General features: G+C 64.6%; 18 protein-coding genes. 11 read left to right on the plus strand and 7 right to left on the minus strand.

Features of this window, described 5'->3' with window-relative positions; all coding sequences use genetic code 11:
• The first annotated feature begins 98 nt into the window (after positions 1-98).
• Entirely contained in the window at positions 99-530 is a 432-nt protein-coding gene (locus tag PTE31013_RS08935; protein WP_150612456.1) for a DUF1841 family protein, read from the plus strand.
• A gap of 132 nt (positions 531-662) precedes the next feature.
• Here the strand turns inward: PTE31013_RS08935 and PTE31013_RS08940 are convergent, their stop codons facing one another.
• The gene (locus PTE31013_RS08940; RefSeq protein WP_150612457.1) at positions 663-1,076 is read right to left on the minus strand and encodes a c-type cytochrome; all 414 of its coding nucleotides are present in this window, start codon (positions 1,074-1,076) and stop codon (positions 663-665) included.
• Between the two features lie 25 nt (positions 1,077-1,101).
• Positions 1,102-1,467 (minus strand): c-type cytochrome, encoded by a 366-nt coding sequence (locus PTE31013_RS08945; RefSeq protein WP_150612458.1) that lies wholly within the window; start codon positions 1,465-1,467, stop codon positions 1,102-1,104.
• Between the two features lie 281 nt (positions 1,468-1,748).
• On the opposite strand from PTE31013_RS08945, the gene PTE31013_RS08950 reads away from it, so the two are divergent.
• From PTE31013_RS08950 to PTE31013_RS08965, 4 genes are all read left to right on the plus strand, one after another.
• The gene (locus tag PTE31013_RS08950) at positions 1,749-2,591 is read left to right on the plus strand and encodes an AAA family ATPase (RefSeq protein ID WP_150612459.1); all 843 of its coding nucleotides are present in this window, start codon (positions 1,749-1,751) and stop codon (positions 2,589-2,591) included.
• A 13-nt stretch (positions 2,592-2,604) separates the two neighbouring features.
• On the plus strand, positions 2,605-3,780 hold the full coding sequence (locus tag PTE31013_RS08955; protein WP_150612460.1) for a vWA domain-containing protein: 1,176 nt from the start codon (positions 2,605-2,607) through the stop codon (positions 3,778-3,780).
• Positions 3,781-3,865: 85 nt separating this feature from the next.
• Complete coding sequence (locus PTE31013_RS08960) at positions 3,866-5,062, plus strand: benzoate/H(+) symporter BenE family transporter (protein WP_150612461.1); 1,197 nt, start codon at positions 3,866-3,868, stop codon at positions 5,060-5,062.
• A gap of 94 nt (positions 5,063-5,156) precedes the next feature.
• The gene (locus tag PTE31013_RS08965; protein ID WP_150612681.1) at positions 5,157-5,495 is read left to right on the plus strand and encodes a DUF2322 family protein; all 339 of its coding nucleotides are present in this window, start codon (positions 5,157-5,159) and stop codon (positions 5,493-5,495) included.
• Positions 5,496-5,598: 103 nt separating this feature from the next.
• On the opposite strand, the gene PTE31013_RS08970 is transcribed toward PTE31013_RS08965, so the two are convergent.
• Positions 5,599-6,441, minus strand: coding sequence for a spermine/spermidine synthase domain-containing protein (locus PTE31013_RS08970; RefSeq protein WP_150612462.1), 843 nt, complete (start codon positions 6,439-6,441; stop codon positions 5,599-5,601).
• A gap of 410 nt (positions 6,442-6,851) precedes the next feature.
• Between PTE31013_RS08970 and PTE31013_RS08975 the strand changes: the two genes are divergently transcribed.
• Positions 6,852-7,532 (plus strand): methyl-accepting chemotaxis protein, encoded by a 681-nt coding sequence (locus tag PTE31013_RS08975; RefSeq protein WP_150612463.1) that lies wholly within the window; start codon positions 6,852-6,854, stop codon positions 7,530-7,532.
• A 42-nt stretch (positions 7,533-7,574) separates the two neighbouring features.
• On the opposite strand, the gene PTE31013_RS08980 is transcribed toward PTE31013_RS08975, so the two are convergent.
• The 4 genes from PTE31013_RS08980 to PTE31013_RS08995 form a co-directional block, all read right to left on the minus strand.
• The gene (locus PTE31013_RS08980) at positions 7,575-8,135 is read right to left on the minus strand and encodes a DNA-deoxyinosine glycosylase (RefSeq protein ID WP_150612464.1); all 561 of its coding nucleotides are present in this window, start codon (positions 8,133-8,135) and stop codon (positions 7,575-7,577) included.
• On the minus strand, positions 8,135-8,731 hold the full coding sequence (locus PTE31013_RS08985) for a chorismate--pyruvate lyase family protein (protein ID WP_150612465.1): 597 nt from the start codon (positions 8,729-8,731) through the stop codon (positions 8,135-8,137). The genes PTE31013_RS08980 and PTE31013_RS08985 overlap by 1 nt, the downstream gene beginning before the upstream one ends.
• Before the next feature lie 69 nt (positions 8,732-8,800).
• Positions 8,801-10,687 carry a molecular chaperone HtpG gene (gene htpG / locus PTE31013_RS08990; protein ID WP_150612466.1) on the minus strand — a complete coding sequence of 629 codons (1,887 nt, stop codon included), beginning with the start codon at positions 10,685-10,687 and terminating at the stop codon, positions 8,801-8,803.
• 255 nt (positions 10,688-10,942) lie between these two features.
• The gene (locus tag PTE31013_RS08995) at positions 10,943-12,388 is read right to left on the minus strand and encodes an aminotransferase-like domain-containing protein (RefSeq protein WP_150612467.1); all 1,446 of its coding nucleotides are present in this window, start codon (positions 12,386-12,388) and stop codon (positions 10,943-10,945) included.
• Between the two features lie 221 nt (positions 12,389-12,609).
• On the opposite strand from PTE31013_RS08995, the gene PTE31013_RS09000 reads away from it, so the two are divergent.
• From PTE31013_RS09000 to PTE31013_RS09020, 5 genes are all read left to right on the plus strand, one after another.
• Entirely contained in the window at positions 12,610-12,963 is a 354-nt protein-coding gene (locus tag PTE31013_RS09000) for a DUF2917 domain-containing protein (protein ID WP_150612468.1), read from the plus strand.
• A gap of 54 nt (positions 12,964-13,017) precedes the next feature.
• Positions 13,018-13,704, plus strand: coding sequence for a VOC family protein (locus PTE31013_RS09005; protein ID WP_150612469.1), 687 nt, complete (start codon positions 13,018-13,020; stop codon positions 13,702-13,704).
• 72 nt (positions 13,705-13,776) lie between these two features.
• Positions 13,777-14,673 (plus strand): DMT family transporter, encoded by an 897-nt coding sequence (locus tag PTE31013_RS09010; protein WP_150612470.1) that lies wholly within the window; start codon positions 13,777-13,779, stop codon positions 14,671-14,673.
• 142 nt (positions 14,674-14,815) lie between these two features.
• Positions 14,816-16,048 carry an aminotransferase-like domain-containing protein gene (locus PTE31013_RS09015; RefSeq protein ID WP_150612471.1) on the plus strand — a complete coding sequence of 411 codons (1,233 nt, stop codon included), beginning with the start codon at positions 14,816-14,818 and terminating at the stop codon, positions 16,046-16,048.
• On the plus strand, positions 16,027-16,482 hold the full coding sequence (locus PTE31013_RS09020; protein WP_150612472.1) for a RidA family protein: 456 nt from the start codon (positions 16,027-16,029) through the stop codon (positions 16,480-16,482). Before PTE31013_RS09015 ends, PTE31013_RS09020 begins: the two co-directional genes overlap by 22 nt.
• Positions 16,483-16,511 lie beyond the last annotated feature (29 nt).

Below are 16,511 nucleotides of genomic sequence, written 5' to 3' on the forward strand. Positions count from 1 at the left end.
GCCTGCGCCGAGCCCGACGCACGGTGACTATCGATTCGCCATTGTAGTCAAGGCACGGCACGCCGCAAGCGGCGACATCAGAACCCCACGGAGTCCCCATGTTCAATCCGAGCCGCGACGAAGTTCGGCAATTCTTCTGCACCACCTGGCACAAGCAGCGCAGCGGCGGCATTCTTACGCCGCTCGAGACCATGGCCGCCGACTGGATCCAAGCCCATCCCGAGTATCACGACGCGCTGTCCGACACCGAAGACGCCAGCGCCCGCGACTACTCGCCCGAGGCCGGACAGACCAACCCGTTCCTGCATCTGTCGATGCACCTGGCGATCAGCGAGCAGGTCTCGATCGACCAGCCGCCGGGCATTCGTGCCGCCTACGAGAAACTGAGCCAGCGGCTTGACTCGCCGCACGAGGCGCAGCACCGCATCATGGAGTGCCTGGGGCAAACGCTTTGGGAAGCGCAACGCAGCGGCCAGCCGCCCGACTCGGACGCCTACTTGCAGCGCATCGAGCAGGAAGCGTCGCGCTGACGCCCCAGTTCGGCGAACTGGCGCACCGGCGCACCGGCCTGCGGCATCGATGAAAGCAACGACGGTCGCCCCTGTGGGCCACCGTCGCTCCTGGTGCCGACGCCGGACATCGCCGGCGGACCGCTTGACCGCTTACTTCTTCGTGACGAGATCGCCGGGCAGCGATTCGATATACACCGAAATGTCCCTCAGCTCCTGCGAGGTGAACGGACGCGGCTTGCCGCCCTTGTCGAGCGCGGCGGGATTGGACATGACCTGCGCCTTCATGATCGCGTTGCTGCGACCATAAATCAGGCTGGTTTCGTTCTGATAAGCCCGCAGCGCGTTATACACGTAGTCTGCGTACTGGCCAGCCAGCTTCGGATACTCGGGGCTGATCGGCGCGTTCAGATTGGCGCCATGGCAGCTTGCGCACATGCCTTTCTCGACGAGCGCACGTCCATTGGCGACGTTGCCGGCGGCGAATGCCGAGCCGGCGCCACCCGCGAGCATGACGCCGAGCGCCAGGGATACCGCCGCGGCGGCCTTTACCTTCGAATGCTTCATCGTGTTCTCCTCAGCCACGCACGTTTTACTTCTCGGGATTGACCGGCGTCGACGCCGTCTGCGCCGCGTAGTAAGCGGCAATGTCGACGATGTCCTGATCGGTCAACGTGGCTGCGATGCCATGCATCGTCTGGAACTTGCGGTCGCCCTTGGCGTACTCCTTCAGGGCGTTTTCAAGGTACTTCGCATTCTGCCCGCCGATCCGGGGCACGTGATACACCTCGGGAAACGCGGTGCGATAGTCGGGAATGCCGTGGCAGCCAATACACATGGCAACCTTGTCCTTTGCCGCGTCGAGATTGGGCTTGAGATCGGCCGCATGCGCCGCGCCGAGCGACATGAACGACGTGCTGCCGAGCGCCAGCGCCATCATCGTGAGGAACTTTTTCATGGTCTTCTTGGGAACGTTTTTGGTTGGAATACCGGCCCGCAACACGCAGGTCGGCGTCCCGACTCCAAGGCCGCCGTCCTGTGAAAAAAGCAATCGATTGTAACCCACACTTTTCGCATCGCAAACTCGGGGCTGACCCGCACAGTTCTCCGAAGTTTCCCCGCAAGCCTTTGATGTCACAGTCAATTTTCACTGTCCGAGCGGGCCGTATGCGCAATGTCTTATACTGAACTTTTTCCCTGCCCGGCCGGTTGGCCGGCTGTTTGCGGACGGCTCAGACAATGCGCTTCGAAGGCTCTTCCCAGTACGTCGCCACCGACGACCTCAAGCTCGCCGTCAATGCGGCGGCCACGCTGCAACGACCGCTGCTCATCAAGGGCGAACCCGGCACCGGCAAGACGATGCTCGCGGAGGAAGTCGCCGCCGCACTCGACATGCCGCTGCTGCAATGGCACGTGAAGTCCACCACCAAGGCCCAGCAAGGCCTTTACGAATACGACGCCGTCTCGCGCCTGCGCGATTCGCAACTGGGCGACGAGCGGGTGCGCGATATCGCCAACTACATCGTCAAGGGCGTGCTCTGGCAGGCCTTCGAGGCCGAGCGCCCTGTCGTGCTGCTCATCGACGAGATCGACAAGGCCGACATCGAATTCCCCAACGACCTGCTGCGCGAACTCGACCGCATGGAGTTCTATGTGTACGAGACGCGCCAACTCGTGAAGGCGCGCCACCGTCCGCTGGTCATCATCACGTCGAACAACGAAAAGGAGTTGCCCGACGCTTTCCTGCGCCGCTGCTTCTTCCACTACATCAAGTTTCCCGAACCGTCGACGATGCAGTCGATCATCGACGTGCATTTCCCGAACATTCGCCGCGAGTTGGTGAACGCCGCGATGGCGACCTTCTTCGAAGTGCGCGAAATCCCCGGACTCAAGAAGAAACCGTCGACCTCGGAGCTGATCGACTGGCTCAAGCTGCTGATGGCCGAAGAAATCGGCCCGCAAGCGCTGCGCAGCGCCGACAACAAGCTCGCGATCCCACCGCTGGCCGGTGCGCTGCTCAAGAACGAACAGGACATGCACCTGTTCGAGCGCCTCGTCTTCATGAATCGCGCCAACCGATAAGCGCAACGCCGTCATGCTGATCGACTTCTTCTATACCTTGCGCGCGGCGAAACTGCCGGTCTCGGTCAAGGAATACCTGACGCTGCTCGAAGCGCTGCAGCGTCAGGTCATCGCGCCCTCGCTCGACGAGTTCTACTACCTGGCGCGTCTCTCGCTGATCAAGGACGAGAAGCACTACGACAAGTTCGATCAGGCTTTCGGCGCGTATTTCAAAGGCGTGCAGCAGATCGTCGACGCCTCGGGCGAGGTGCCGCTCGATTGGCTCAAGAAGCGCATGCAGCGTGAATTATCGCCCGAAGACAAGGCGCGCATTCAGGCGTTGGGGGGGCTCGACAAGCTCATGGAGCGCCTGAAGCAACTGTTCGACGAGCAGAAAGGCCGTCACGAAGGCGGCAACAAATGGATTGGCACCGGCGGCACCTCGCCGTTCGGCAATGGCGGCTTCAATCCCGAAGGCATCCGCATCGGCGGCGAGAGCAACGGCAATCGCACCGCAGTGAAGGTGTGGGACCAGCGCACCTATCGCGACTACGACGACACCGTGGAACTCGGCACGCGCAACGTCAAGGTGGCATTGCGACGCCTGCGCAAGTTCGCGCGCGAGGGCGCCGCCGAGGAGCTGGATCTCGACGACACCATTCGCGCGACGGCAGCCAATGCCGGGTGGCTCGACCTGAAGCTCGTGCCGGAGCGTCACAACAACGTGAAGGTGTTGATGCTGCTCGACGTGGGCGGCTCGATGGACGACCATGTCGCGCGCACCGAAGCGCTGTTCTCCGCGGCAAAGTCCGAATTCAAGCATCTCGAGTTCTACTACTTCCACAACTGCGTCTACGACTATCTGTGGCGGCAGAACCGGCGCCGCCACAACGAACGCTTCGAGACGTGGGACGTGCTGCGCAAATACCCGCCCGATTACAAGCTGATCTTCGTGGGCGACGCCACGATGAGTCCGTACGAGGTACTGCAACCGGGCGGCTCGGTCGAATACAACAACCAGGAAGCCGGCGCGGTATGGCTGCGCCGCTTCATCGAACGCTACCCGCATCACGCCTGGCTCAATCCGGAACCCGAGGCGATATGGCAATATCGCCAGTCGATCTCGGTCATTCGCCAGCTATTCGCGGGCCGCATGTATCCGATCACGCTCGCCGGGCTGGAGTCCGCCATGCGCGTGCTGAGCAAATAGGGCTCGCCGCGCGGCATCGCCCAACGCGGCAAGACAACGCAGCAACAACTACAACGTAACAAGAATCAAGAGACCGCTTCCGATCATGACGTCCAGCACGACTCCCCTGCCCCCCCTTCGGCCGTTGGCGGACACGTCGCCGTCGGCCATCGTCGCCGGCTTCGTGGCCATGATGACGGGGTACACCAGTTCGCTCATCCTGATGTTCCAGGCCGGACAGGCCGCCCATCTCACGCCGGCGCAGATTTCGTCCTGGATCTGGGCGCTCTCCATCGGCATGGGCGTGACGACCATCGGACTATCGCTGCGCTATCGCACGCCGGTGGTGGTGGCCTGGTCGACACCGGGCGCCGCGCTGCTGATTACGTCGCTGCCGGGCGTGCCCTATGGCGAGGCCATCGGCGCGTTCATCGTCTGCAATGCCCTGATCGCCCTGTGCGGTCTGACGGGGGGCTTCGAGACGATCATGCGCCGGGTGCCGCCTGCCCTGGCGTCGGCGCTGCTCGCGGGGATTCTGTTTCGCATCGGGCTGGAGATCTTCGTCGCGGCGCAGCACCAGACGGCGCTCGTGCTCGCGATGTTCTTCACGTATCTCGTCGTCAAGCGCTTCGCATCGCGCTACGCGATTCTGCTGGCATTGATCGTTGGCACCGCCGTGGCAGGGGGGATCGGCCTGCTCGATTTCAGTCACTTCGAGGTCTCGCTCGCGAAACCCGTGTGGACCACGCCGTCGTTCTCGCTGTCGGCGACGATCAGCATCGCGATCCCGTTGTTCGTGGTGGCGATGGCGTCGCAAAACGTGCCCGGGCTCGCCGTGTTGCGCGCCGACGGCTACAAGGTGCCGGCATCACCGCTGATTTCGACGACGGGCATCGCCTCGGTGCTGCTCGCGCCGTTCGGCTCGCATGGCATTCACCTGGCGGCCATCACGGCGGCCATCTGCACCGGACGCGAAGCCCACGAGGACCCGGCCAAGCGCTACACGGCGGCCGTATGGTCGGGGGTGTTCTATCTGATCGCGGGCACGTTCGGGGCGACCATCGCGGCCTTGTTCGCTGCATTTCCGAAGGCCCTCGTGGTCTCGATTGCCGCCCTCGCGCTATTCGGCTCGATCATGAACGGCCTGGCCAACGCCATGCACGACACGCGCCAGCGCGAAGCAGCACTCATCACCTTCATGGTGACGGCCTCGGGCCTGACGCTGCTGTCCATCGGCTCGGCGTTCTGGGGCCTGATCGCTGGCGTGCTGACGCTGACGATCCTGCAATGGCGCCGCGCGTGAGCGTCGCGTGAAGCCCCGCGGGCCGAGGTGATACCATTCGGCCCGCCACATTTTTCGAACGCAACGTAACCGCAGGAGCCGCACCACCATGGCATTGATCGAACCGACCCCGGTCTTCAAGGACAACCTTGCACGGATGGCCGACATCGGCAGCATCGAGGGCATCGCGCGCATTGCGCTGCGCGACGGCACGGGCGCGGTCGTGGCGACCATCGAGAACGCACCGGGCAAGCAAGGCTCGCTCGCCGTGTACCATTACCTCAAGCAGGCCTTCGGCACACTCGACGCCAAGGCCGCCGAGCACGGCCTGGCGGTCTTCGGCGAGCACACGGCCGATGCGCGCAACCGTCCGGGGGCCCATCCGAACGTCGACCGCCTGCTGGCGATCGTGGCCGGGGGTGAGGCACTGAGTCTCGAGGAAGTCGCGGCCTAAGGCGGCCACGTCCGCCGCGCCCAATGAAAAGCCAGCCTCGCGGCTGGCTTTTTTCACATCAACGACACTGGTCACCGCGCCGGGACGCGCCGGCAGGATGGCTTCAGATCGTCAGCACCGGTCCGCCGTCGCCGTTGGCCGAACGCAGTTGCTTGACCCAACGCTTGGCCGGCAGGCCCGTGGCGGCTTCCACCACCTTGGCGCGGGCTTCCACATCCTTCCACTCGACCGACAGCAGCGGGCCGTTGAACGCCAGCGCGATGACGTTGCCGTCGTGCACTTCCGGGAACTCGATCACGCGATTGTCAAAGGCCTGACGCAGACGGCGGATGTTCTTCGGATAGCTGTCGTGATCACCGAACAGGTTCGTCGTCAGCACACCCGGCTCGCGCAACGTGGCGCGGCACGCCTTGTAGAACGCGGGCGTGTCGTGCACAGGGCCACGCGCGGTTGCATCGTAGAGATCGACTTGCAGCACATCGACCATACCGTGATTCGCGGTGTCGGTGACAAAATCCCAGGCATCCGCTTCCAGCACCTTCAATCGACGCGAGTCGTCCGGCAGGCTGAACATCGTGCGCGCGGCCACGACCACCGCCGGGTTCAGCTCTACGGCCGTGACCTGTGTGCGCGAGAAGTGGCGATGCGAGAACTTGGTAAGCGACCCCGTGCCGAGGCCCAGTTGCACCACATGCTTGGGCGCGCGCATGAACAACAGCCACGCCATCATCTGCTGCGCGTACTCCAGCTCGATCCGGTCCGGCTTGGACAGACGCATCGCCCCTTGCACCCACGGCGTGCCGAAATGCAGGTAACGCACGCCGCCCATTTCGGAGAACGTCACTGGCGCGAAGCGCGGCTTGTAGGTGGGACGGGAGGAACGGGCGGTGCGCTCGTCGCTGACGAACGCTTCGGCTTCGATGGATTTGCGTTTGATGAGGGTCATGTGTCCTTCAATGAAACTCGGGAGATTCCGATGGGATCGCATTGTACCGGGTTCGCTTCCCGCGCCCGTCGAGATGCCCCCGACGCACGCGTCGTGATGACGCATCCGGCACAAGATCGGTGCCCGGGCCGATCCCACCGCACCATTTCGCTGCGCCGCGCGGCCCGAGGCAACCGCCATGCGCGATGGCATGGATATTGCAGAAGAAACGCACAGGCCAACGGCGGCCTGAGAGCTAACTGGCAAGTCGCGATGACACGCTCCGAATTGGAGCCTCCCGGGCAATGGCGCCCCGAAGCGAGATGATTCAGCACCGGGCAACCGGTTCGCAGGCATCTCGCTTCGGGGCGCTTTTTCGTTGCGGGTCAGCGCGGTGCGCATCCGCGTCGACACTCCCTGTAAGGCATGGCATGAACGCTTTCTCTACCCAGTCAACCGAGGCCGAAGTGTCCGCCGAAACCATCGGCACCTTGATCAACCTGTCCGGACGACAGCGCATGCTGTCGCAACGGATCATCCTCCAGTTGCTACTCGCCTCGCGCGGGGACACGGCCGCGCGCGATATCGCACGCCAATGCCTGTCGATGTTCGAATCGGCGCATTCGGATCTCGCGACGGGCAATGAGCGTTTCCCCGGCGCATTCTCCAGCGCCTTGCAGCAACTCTACTTTGGGAGTGCGCGCGCGGACGCACGTATCCGTGATTTCATCGCCCAGGTCAGACTGGCCATAGACGCCCCCCTGCCGGACACCGGTTTGCAGGCGTCATCCCTCGACGGGCTGGTTGCGCAGGCCACGCCAATACTTGACCTGTTGCAGACCGTCACGCAGGCCTACCAGGAGGAAATGCACCGCTGCGAAGTCGCGGTGCGCAAACGCCATGCCAATCTCGTTGAGCGCCTGAGCGGAATTTCGATGCAGGCCAACATCGTCGCCATCAATGCGCGCATCTCGGCGGCTCGCGCGGGAGAACATGGCAGGGAGTTCTCGGTGATCACGCAGGTGCTGGCGGACATCATCAAGGAGATGGATCAGTTGATCCGCAATGTCGTCGGCTCGACCGATGCGTCCAAAGGCGCAACCCGAGCCTGATGCGTGCCCGCCCTTGGAACGTGAACGCCGTTGCGTGCGCCGTCACGTAGCGGCATGACCGGGCGGTGCCGCACGCGACTCGGCAGGCAGCCACGTTTGCAATGTCTGCCACATGCGCAGCTTTTCCGCGTACGCCAGTGTGTACGCCGGGCTGCTGGAGGGAAGCATCACGATCCGGTACCGATCCGCATGGCGTGCAAGCGCTTTCATACCTAACCGGGCCGCCGTGCCACCGTTGAACGCAATCACCTCGAGACCGGGCAGCGTCTCGATGAGACCGACCAGATCGTTGCCCGTATGGTCGCGGATATTGCTGTCGAGGCTGCCCTTGCGCCGTGCCTCGGCCACCACGTCCCACACCCCGATGCGATGCGCGAGCAGCGCCTGCAGCTTCGCTTCATAGTCGAGCGACGGCAACGCCACGCTGATCGTCTCGCCGACCAGATGCCAGAAGCGATTCTGCGGATGCGCGTAATACTGCTGATGCTTCAGCGACACATCGCCGGGCAGGCTGCCGAGAATCAGGACGCGCGTTTGCGCATCGACCACCGGGGGAAAGTTGCGTTTGCGTTCCGGGACGCAGGCCGTCGTCATGGCGCACATCAGTCGTGAGCCCGCGCACCCTGCGCCACTTGCAGATGCCGCCAGAAACGCGGCAGGAAGGCTTCGGTGACAAGCAACGGCGCACCGCGGCGCACGAAGACCGAGCGACGCGCCCACAGCCGTGCGCGCGGATTGGCACCGACCAACGGGTCGCGGGCATCGTGACGCGCACGGCCGTGCAACAGATGGCACGGCCCAAGCGGGCACGACACCAGCTCGGAGCGCGTTACGGTGGGATCGTGATAAAGCAGATCGGCCAGCGGTCGCGTGCGCAAACGACGCATGGCCTGCCATATCGAGCGGCTATAGGCGAGCGGTGTCACGCTGTGCGCCACGACCACCGGCTCGCCATCGACCAGTAGCACGACGTCGCGCGCCCATAGCGGCGTGCGCAATGGCACACCGAGGGCATGGCATTGATCCGCGTCGGCGGGCATCACCCGCTCGGCCACGACACGCACGCTCACGCGGCCAAGGGTCGACAGATGACGCGTGAGCGCGCCGCCCCGGGTGAGCCAGTCTTTATGACGACGCGAGAGCGCCGGCGCCGGGACAGCCTGCCAGCGCCGCCCGCCTACATCGAATCGGAAAGTCATGGCTCGGCATTATAAAGGCGCCATGCGGCCGCGCGGCTCCGGCGCCGCGCGGTCTCTGCCCTACCGCCCTCAATGCGCCGCAAGCAGCAATGCGTTGGTACGCTTCACATACGCGGCCGGGTCTTCCAGGCTGCCGCCTTCGGCCAGCAGCGCCTGGTCGAACAGCAGTTGCGCCCAGTCCGCCAGATCGGCGCGCTCAGCCGTCAGACGCTGGATCAACGCATGCTCCGGGTTGATTTCGAGAATCGGACGGAACTCCGGCATCTTCTGCCCCGCCGCCTTCATCAATCGCTGGAGCGTGCCGCTCATGTCGTTCTCATCCGACACCAGGCACGACGGCGAATCGGTCAGACGGAACGTCACGCGCACGTCCTTGGCCTTGTCGCCGAGCACTTCCTTCATCTTCTCGATGAGCGGCTTGAGGTCGTCGCTGGTCTTCTCCTGGGCGGCCTTCTCGCCGGCATCTTCCAACGCGCCCAGATCCAGGTCGCCACGCGCAACGCTCACGAGCGCCTTGCCGTCGAAGTCGTGCACGTACGAGAGCATCCACTCGTCGACGCGATCAGTCAGCAGCAACACTTCCACGCCCTTCTTGCGGAAGACTTCCAGATGCGGGCTGTGGTTTGCCGCCACCCAGCTCTCGGCCGTGACGTAGTAGATCTTGTCCTGTCCTTCCTTCATGCGGCTGACGTAGTCGGCCAGCGACACGTTCTGCTCGGCCGAGTCGTTGTGCGTGCTCGCGAAGCGCAGCAGCTTGGCAATGCGCTCGCGGTTCGCCTGGTCCTCGCCCGTGCCTTCCTTGAGCACCTGCCCGAACGCGCCCCAGAACTGCGTGTACTTGTCCTTCTGGTTCTCGGCCAGATCCTCGAGCAGACCGAGGACGCGCTTCGCACAGCCTTCGCGGATCGCCTTCACATCGCGACTTTCCTGCAGAATCTCGCGCGACACATTGAGCGGCAGATCGGCGGAGTCGACCACCCCGCGCACGAAGCGCAGGTAGTTCGGCAACAGTTGTTCGGCGTCGTCCATGATGAACACGCGCTTGACGTACAACTTCAGGCCGCCCTGCGAGTTGCGGTCCCAGAGATCGTATGGCGCATGGCCCGGGACATACAACAGTTGCGTGTATTCGCTGCGCCCTTCGACGCGATTGTGCGTCCAGGCCAGCGGCGCCTGCATATCGTGCGCGATATGCTGATAGAACTGCGTGTACTGCTCGTCGGTGATCTCGCTCTTGCTGCGGGTCCACAGCGCGCTCGCCTGGTTGACGGTCTCGTCCGTCTCGGCGGGCACCATCGCCTTCTTCTCTTCATCCCACGTCTCGCCGCGCATGAAGATCGGCAGCGAAATGTGATCCGAATACTTGCGGATGATCGACTGGAGTTGCCAGGACGAGAGCAACGCGTCTTCGCCATCGCGCAGATGCAGCGTGATGGCGGTGCCGCGCGGCGCGCGTTCGATGGTCTCGACCGTGAAGTCGCCCTCGCCCGCCGACGACCAGCGCACGCCTTCGGAGGCCGGCAGCCCGGCGCGGCGCGATTCGACCGTCATGCGATCGGCGACGATGAAGCCCGAGTAAAACCCTACGCCGAACTGGCCGATGAGGGCGGCGTCCTTCTGCTGATCGCCCGACAGGCGCGAGAAGAACTCCTTGGTACCGGACTTGGCGATCGTGCCGAGATGCGCAATGGCTTCCTCGCGGCTCATGCCGATGCCGTTGTCCTCGATGGTGACGGTGCGGGCGTCCTTGTCGAACGACACGCGAATCTTGAGTTCCGGATCCTGCTCGTACAGCGCGGCGTTGTTGATCGCCTCGAAGCGCAGCTTGTCGGCGGCATCCGAAGCGTTGGAGATCAGTTCGCGCAGGAAGATTTCCTTGTTGCTGTACAGCGAATGAATCATCAGTTGCAGAAGCTGTTTGACTTCCGCCTGAAAGCTCATGGTGTCTTGCGCCATGGTCGGGAATCCTCGTGAATCGGTGAGATGGATGGAATATCGACGCTGACCGCCGGCCGACGCACTTGCGCGCGCGCTGCCGCGCCGACGGTACTCGATGGAAATAGGGACGGCGGGACGGCATTTCAAGGCCGCCGGTAGGGCTATTTTCGCGCTCGCTTGCCCGACGATGCGGACGATGGCGCCAAAACCTGGCGAAACGCCCTGCCGGCAGGGCGGCCGACCGACCCAACCGCGGGCGCTCGGCGGCCCCGTTCAGGCGGCCAGTTCGAGTTGCCGCGACAGGAATGTCAGCATGGCCGGATCGCTGGAGCAGGCGATATTCATGCGCATCCACGTACTCGGGGCCTGGCGCGGCGAGAACAACGCCCCCGGTGCGAACAGGAAACCCGCTTCGTGCCCTGCGGCCGCAACCGCGCTGGTATCGACGCCGGTGTCGACCCAGAAGAACATGCCCGACGTCGGTTCGCCGAACATGCGCAGTCCGATGCGCTCCAGCGCCCGGCGCGTGCCGTCGCGCACCTCGTCGAGACGCGTGCGCAAACGCTCCACGTGACGCCGATAATGCCCCTCGGTCAGCGCCTTGTAGACGATCCGCTCGTTGATCTCCGGCGTCGTCGCCCCCGATAGCATCTTGTGGTCGACGAAGGTCTTCGCCAGCGCCGGCGAACACGCCACGAACGCCACCCGCAGGTTCGCGGCGAGCGTCTTCGAAAAGCTGCCCATGTAGATCACGCGCTTGAGCTGATCGAGACTTGCCAGGCGCGCGACCGGCTGGTGCTGCGGACACAGGTCGCAGTAGATGTCGTCTTCGAGCACCATGAAGTCGTACTGCTCGGCCAGACGCAGGATCTGGAAAGCGCGCGCCGGCGTCAGCGACGTTCCGGTCGGATTCTGCAGGATCGAATTGAGGATCAGCAACTTGGGCCGATGCTGCTGCACCAGGCGCTCCAGCGCCGGCATGTCGAGGCCGTCGGGGGTATACGGCACGCCGACGGTGTGCGCGCCTTGCGACGCGATCCGCCCGAACGTGACAAACCACGCCGGGTCCCCCATCAGCACCGTATCGCCCGCGCGCACGTACAGACGCAGCAGGAAGTCCACCGCCTGCGTAATGCCCGACGTCAGCACGATCTGCTCGGGCCGCGCACCGATTTCGAGTTCCGCGAGCTGCGTCTGGAGTTGCACACGCAGCGGCAGGAAGCCGTGCGGGTTGCCGCTTTGGAGCAGATGCCCGCTCGACTGACGGCTCATGGAGCGCATGGCCGAGGTCATCATGTCGGCATCGAGCCAGCTCGGCGGCAGATAGCCCATGCCCGGACCGCGCTCCGGCGAGACCGAGTGAAGCATGCTGCGCACGAGCCAGGCCACGTCGATGGGCCCCTGCGCCACCATCGGCGCCGCCGCGTTCTGCGGCGGCATCACGGGCCGCTCGCGCACGTAAAAGCCAGAGCCGCGCCGCGCCTCAAGATAGCCCTGCGCGACCAGTCGCTCGTAGGCCTCGACGACAGAGAAGCGCGACACACGTTTGTCCTCGGCCAGCGAACGGATCGACGGCATGCGCATGCCTGGCAGGAAGACGCGCTCCTCGATGCGCAGGCTCGCCCAATGCACGAGCTGATCGACGAGCGTCATGCGCGACGTGTCGAGCGCGGCGTTATCCGCCAGCACCAGCGGAGAAATGGGGGTCGTTGTCGTCATCGTCTATCCACCTGGGCAAAGGTGACTGGCGCCTCTCGGCAAAAGTGTCTGCAGCGCGTCGGCGCGATATTGCCGATATTGGCGGGTACGGCCTATCGGTCGCCACTCTACGCCAGCCAGATTCCCTGTCAATCCTGAACTGTACCGAAGATTACTTTGTCATCTGTACCGGTACTGTACCGGGAATAACCGATAAAGTGTCTTCTCAACTGGAGACCGCCATGCGTGAAATCCGACTCTTCGAACTGGACCAGGGACAGACCGTTTTCTGGCAGGCCTCGGCTGCCGAGCTACCGAAATCGCTTCAGGTGCTGCAAGGCGTCCTGTGGCTGACCGTGGAAGGCGAGCCCGCCGACCACTGGCTGCGCGCCGGCGAGAGCTTCGAGATGCGGGCCGGTCAGCGCGTGTGGCTGGGCACATGGCAGGACGGTGCACGTCTGCGCGTGAGCCAGCCGGCGACGACGCGCCCGGTGTTCGCAGGAAAGCCCGCCACACGCGCCGGCTGGCGACTGGCGTGGCGCGATGTCGCCGTGCGACTGGCCAATCGGACGATGACGCGACTCTCGCGTGGATGACCCGAGGAAGGTGCGCGGCAGGGTAAGCTATCGATTTTGCCGCCTGAACCCGCCATGACCGTACCCCAAGCCATGAAACTGGATCATCTCGTCGTTGCCGCGCAGACGCTGGAGGCGGGCGAAGCCCACGTCATCGAGCAGCTCGGCCTCACCGAGGTCGTGCCGCAGCGCGGCGGCAAGCACGCGCGCATGGGCACGCACAACAGTTTGCTGGGGCTGTGGGGAGGCGCCTATCTCGAGATCATCGCCATCGATCCGGAGGCGCCGCCGCCGGACCGCCCGCGCTGGTTCGGGCTCGACGACCAAGCCGTGCAGGCACGCCTCGCCCGTGGACCGTACCTCGCGCACTGGGTAGCGCGCGTGGATCGTCCGTGTTCGCTGCCGCGCTGGCAGGCCCAGTATCCGCAGCGGCTGGCCCCGGTCATGGCGATGCAGCGCGGGGCACTGTCGTGGCAGATTGGCGTGCCGGACGACGGCAGCCTGCCCGCATGGCAGGGCGCCGGACAAGGTCTGCTGCCGACGTTGATTCAATGGGATTCGGCGCAGCATCCGAGCGACGCACTACCGAGCGCCGATTGTGCCGTGACCGCATTGCGCGGCTTCCACCCGCAAGCGGCGGCGATCCAGGCGCAATTGCAATGGCTCGGCGCCGACGCGCTCCTCAACGTCGAAGCGACGCTGGTCGAGCCGTCGCTCGCCGCGGAAATCGAAACCCCTGACGGTCCGCGCACGCTGCGCTAGGTCCGCCGTACCGAACGCCCGGCACACCGCATGGCGGGCGGATGACCAGAACGAGACACACGAGGCGACACCATGAATTCGCGCGAATCCCGGGGCATGCTGATCGGATTGATCGGCGTGCTGATCTTCAGCCTGACGTTACCGATGACACGCATCGTCGTCGCGGAAGTCAACCCGCTGCTCAACGGACTCGGCCGCGCGCTGGTCGCTTCCTTGTTCGCGGGCGCCCTGCTCTGGTGGCGTCGTGAGGCGTGGCCCACGCGTCGCCAGGTCAAGAGTCTTGCGATCACATCGCTCGGCGTGATCATCGCGTTTCCGGTGTTCTCGGCATGGGCGATGAAGACGATTCCGGCGTCGCACGGTGCAGTTGTCAACGGCTTGCAACCGTTCTGTGTCGCGATCTATGCCTATTGGCTCGGCGGTGAACGTCCGTCGCGCGGGTTCTGGGGCTGCGCCCTGGTCGGCAGCGTCCTGGTGATCGCCTTCGCGCTGCGGGCTGGGGGCGGCAGCCTGCACGCCGCCGACGGGCTGATGCTGCTCGCAGTGGTCATCGGCGCGCTCGGCTATGCCGAGGGCGGCAAGCTCGCGCGCGAGATGGGCGGCTGGCAGGTGATCTGCTGGGCGCTCGTGGTGTCGGCGCCGGTGCTAGTGCTGCCGGTGGGCTGGCTTGCGTGGCATCAGCCGTGGCCGGTCAGCGGCAAGGCATGGGGCGCATTCGCGTACGTCACCCTGTTCTCGCAGTTCATCGGATTTTTCGCGTGGTATGCCGGTCTCGCCATGGGCGGCATCGCGCGCGTGGGCCAGGTTCAATTGCTTCAGATTTTCTTCACGATTGCGCTGTCCGCCCTCTTTTTTGGCGAACACGTCGACACGGCGACGTGGCTCTTCGCCGCGGGCGTTGTCCTGACCATCGCACTCGGCAAACACATGAAGATCGGCGCCTCGCGACTCACGGGCAAACCGGTCTGAAGGCACGTCACGGCGCACGCGATCCCTGCGCCGCGACGCGTCTGCCCCCCGGGCGTTTGTGCCTGCCCCCACGCGCTCGGCACGCACAACGCCCGATACTCGCGGCCGCTCGATCCGGCCGCCTTCTCATAGCGAGACTCTCATGCATGATTGGCAATATTCCGAACGTGCCCGCCATTTGACCAGCTCGGCGATTCGCGAAATCCTCAAAGTCACGGAGCGCCCGGACGTCATCTCGTTCGCCGGCGGCCTGCCGTCGCCCGCGACCTTCCCCGTCGAGCGCATGCGCGCCGCCGCCGAACGCGTACTGACCGAATCGCCGCAGGCTGCATTGCAATACAGCGCCACCGAAGGCTTCGCCCCGCTGCGCGAATGGATTGCGAAACGCTATTCGCGCGACGGCCTGACGCTCGCGCCCGAGAATGTCCTCGTTACCACGGGATCGCAACAGGGCCTCGATCTGATCGGCAAGATCTTCATCGACGAAGGCAGCCGCGTGCTTGTCGAAGCGCCGAGCTACCTGGGCGCGCTGCAATCGTTCTCGTTGTTTGCCCCGACGTATGTGCCGGTGCCGACCGACGAGCACGGCCTGCTGCCCGAGGCGCTCACCCCCGAGCAGACGGCGGGGGCGCGCTTCCTGTACGCCATGCCGAACTTCCAGAACCCGACCGGGCGCCGTCTGCCGATGGCGCGCCGCGAAGCGCTGGCCGCCGTTGCCAGGCGCGACGGCCTGGCGATCATCGAAGACGATCCGTACGGCGAACTCGACTACGAAGGCCAGCGCCTGCCGAGCCTCATGTCGCTCGCACCGGAGCACGTGCTTTACATGGGGTCGTTCTCGAAGGTGCTCGCGCCGGGGCTGCGCCTCGGCTTCATCATCGGCCCGCAGGCGGTGATCGCCAAGCTGGTGCAGGCCAAACAGGCCGCCGATCTGCACACGCCGAGTCTCACGCAGCGCATCGCCTACGAGGTCGTGAAGGATGGCTTCCTCGACACGCACATTCCGTCGATCCGCACGCTCTATGCCGCGCAGGCCAATGCGATGCTCGCCTCGCTGGCGAAGCACATGCCGGCAGGCACCACCTGGACGCCGCCTGCCGGCGGCATGTTCATCTGGTTGACATTACCGCCCGGCATCGACACCATGCAGTTGCTGGAAAAAGCGATTGCGCAGAATGTGGCGTTCGTGCCCGGCGCGCCGTTCTATGTCGGCACGCCGCCTGCGAATACGCTGCGACTGTCGTTCGTCACCGTGCCGCCCGAGAAGATCGAGGTGGGCGTTGCGCGCCTCGGCGCCCTCGTGGCCGACGCACTCGCTCGGTCCGATTCAACACATCTGCAAGGAAGCTGTAAATGTCCGTCTACGACAAACTGAAGCAACTGGGTATCGAACTGCCGACCGCTGGCGCGCCGGCTGCCGCCTACGTGATGAGCGCGCAGACCGGCAACACCGTATTCCTCTCGGGTCACCTCCCCAAGAAGGACGGCAAGATCTGGACCGGCAAGCTCGGCCACGACGTGAGTGTCGACGAAGGCAAGGCTGCGGCACGTGCCGTGGCCATCGAACTGATCGCCACGCTGCACGCGCACACGGGCGACCTGAACAAGGTCAAGCGCGTCGTGAAGCTGATGAGCCTGGTCAACTCGACGCAGGAGTTCACCGACCAGCATCTGGTCACGAACGGTGCATCGGAACTGATCGCGGAAGTCTTCGGCGAGGCCGGCAAGCACGCGCGCTCGGCGTTCGGTGTCGCGCAGATCCCGTTGGGCGCGTGCGTTGAGATTGAACTGATCGCCGAACTGGCCTGATGCGCGCCCGATGACCGCCTGACGGCATC

This window comes from Pandoraea terrigena (assembly GCF_902459705.1).
Lineage (GTDB): Bacteria > Pseudomonadota > Gammaproteobacteria > Burkholderiales > Burkholderiaceae > Pandoraea > Pandoraea terrigena.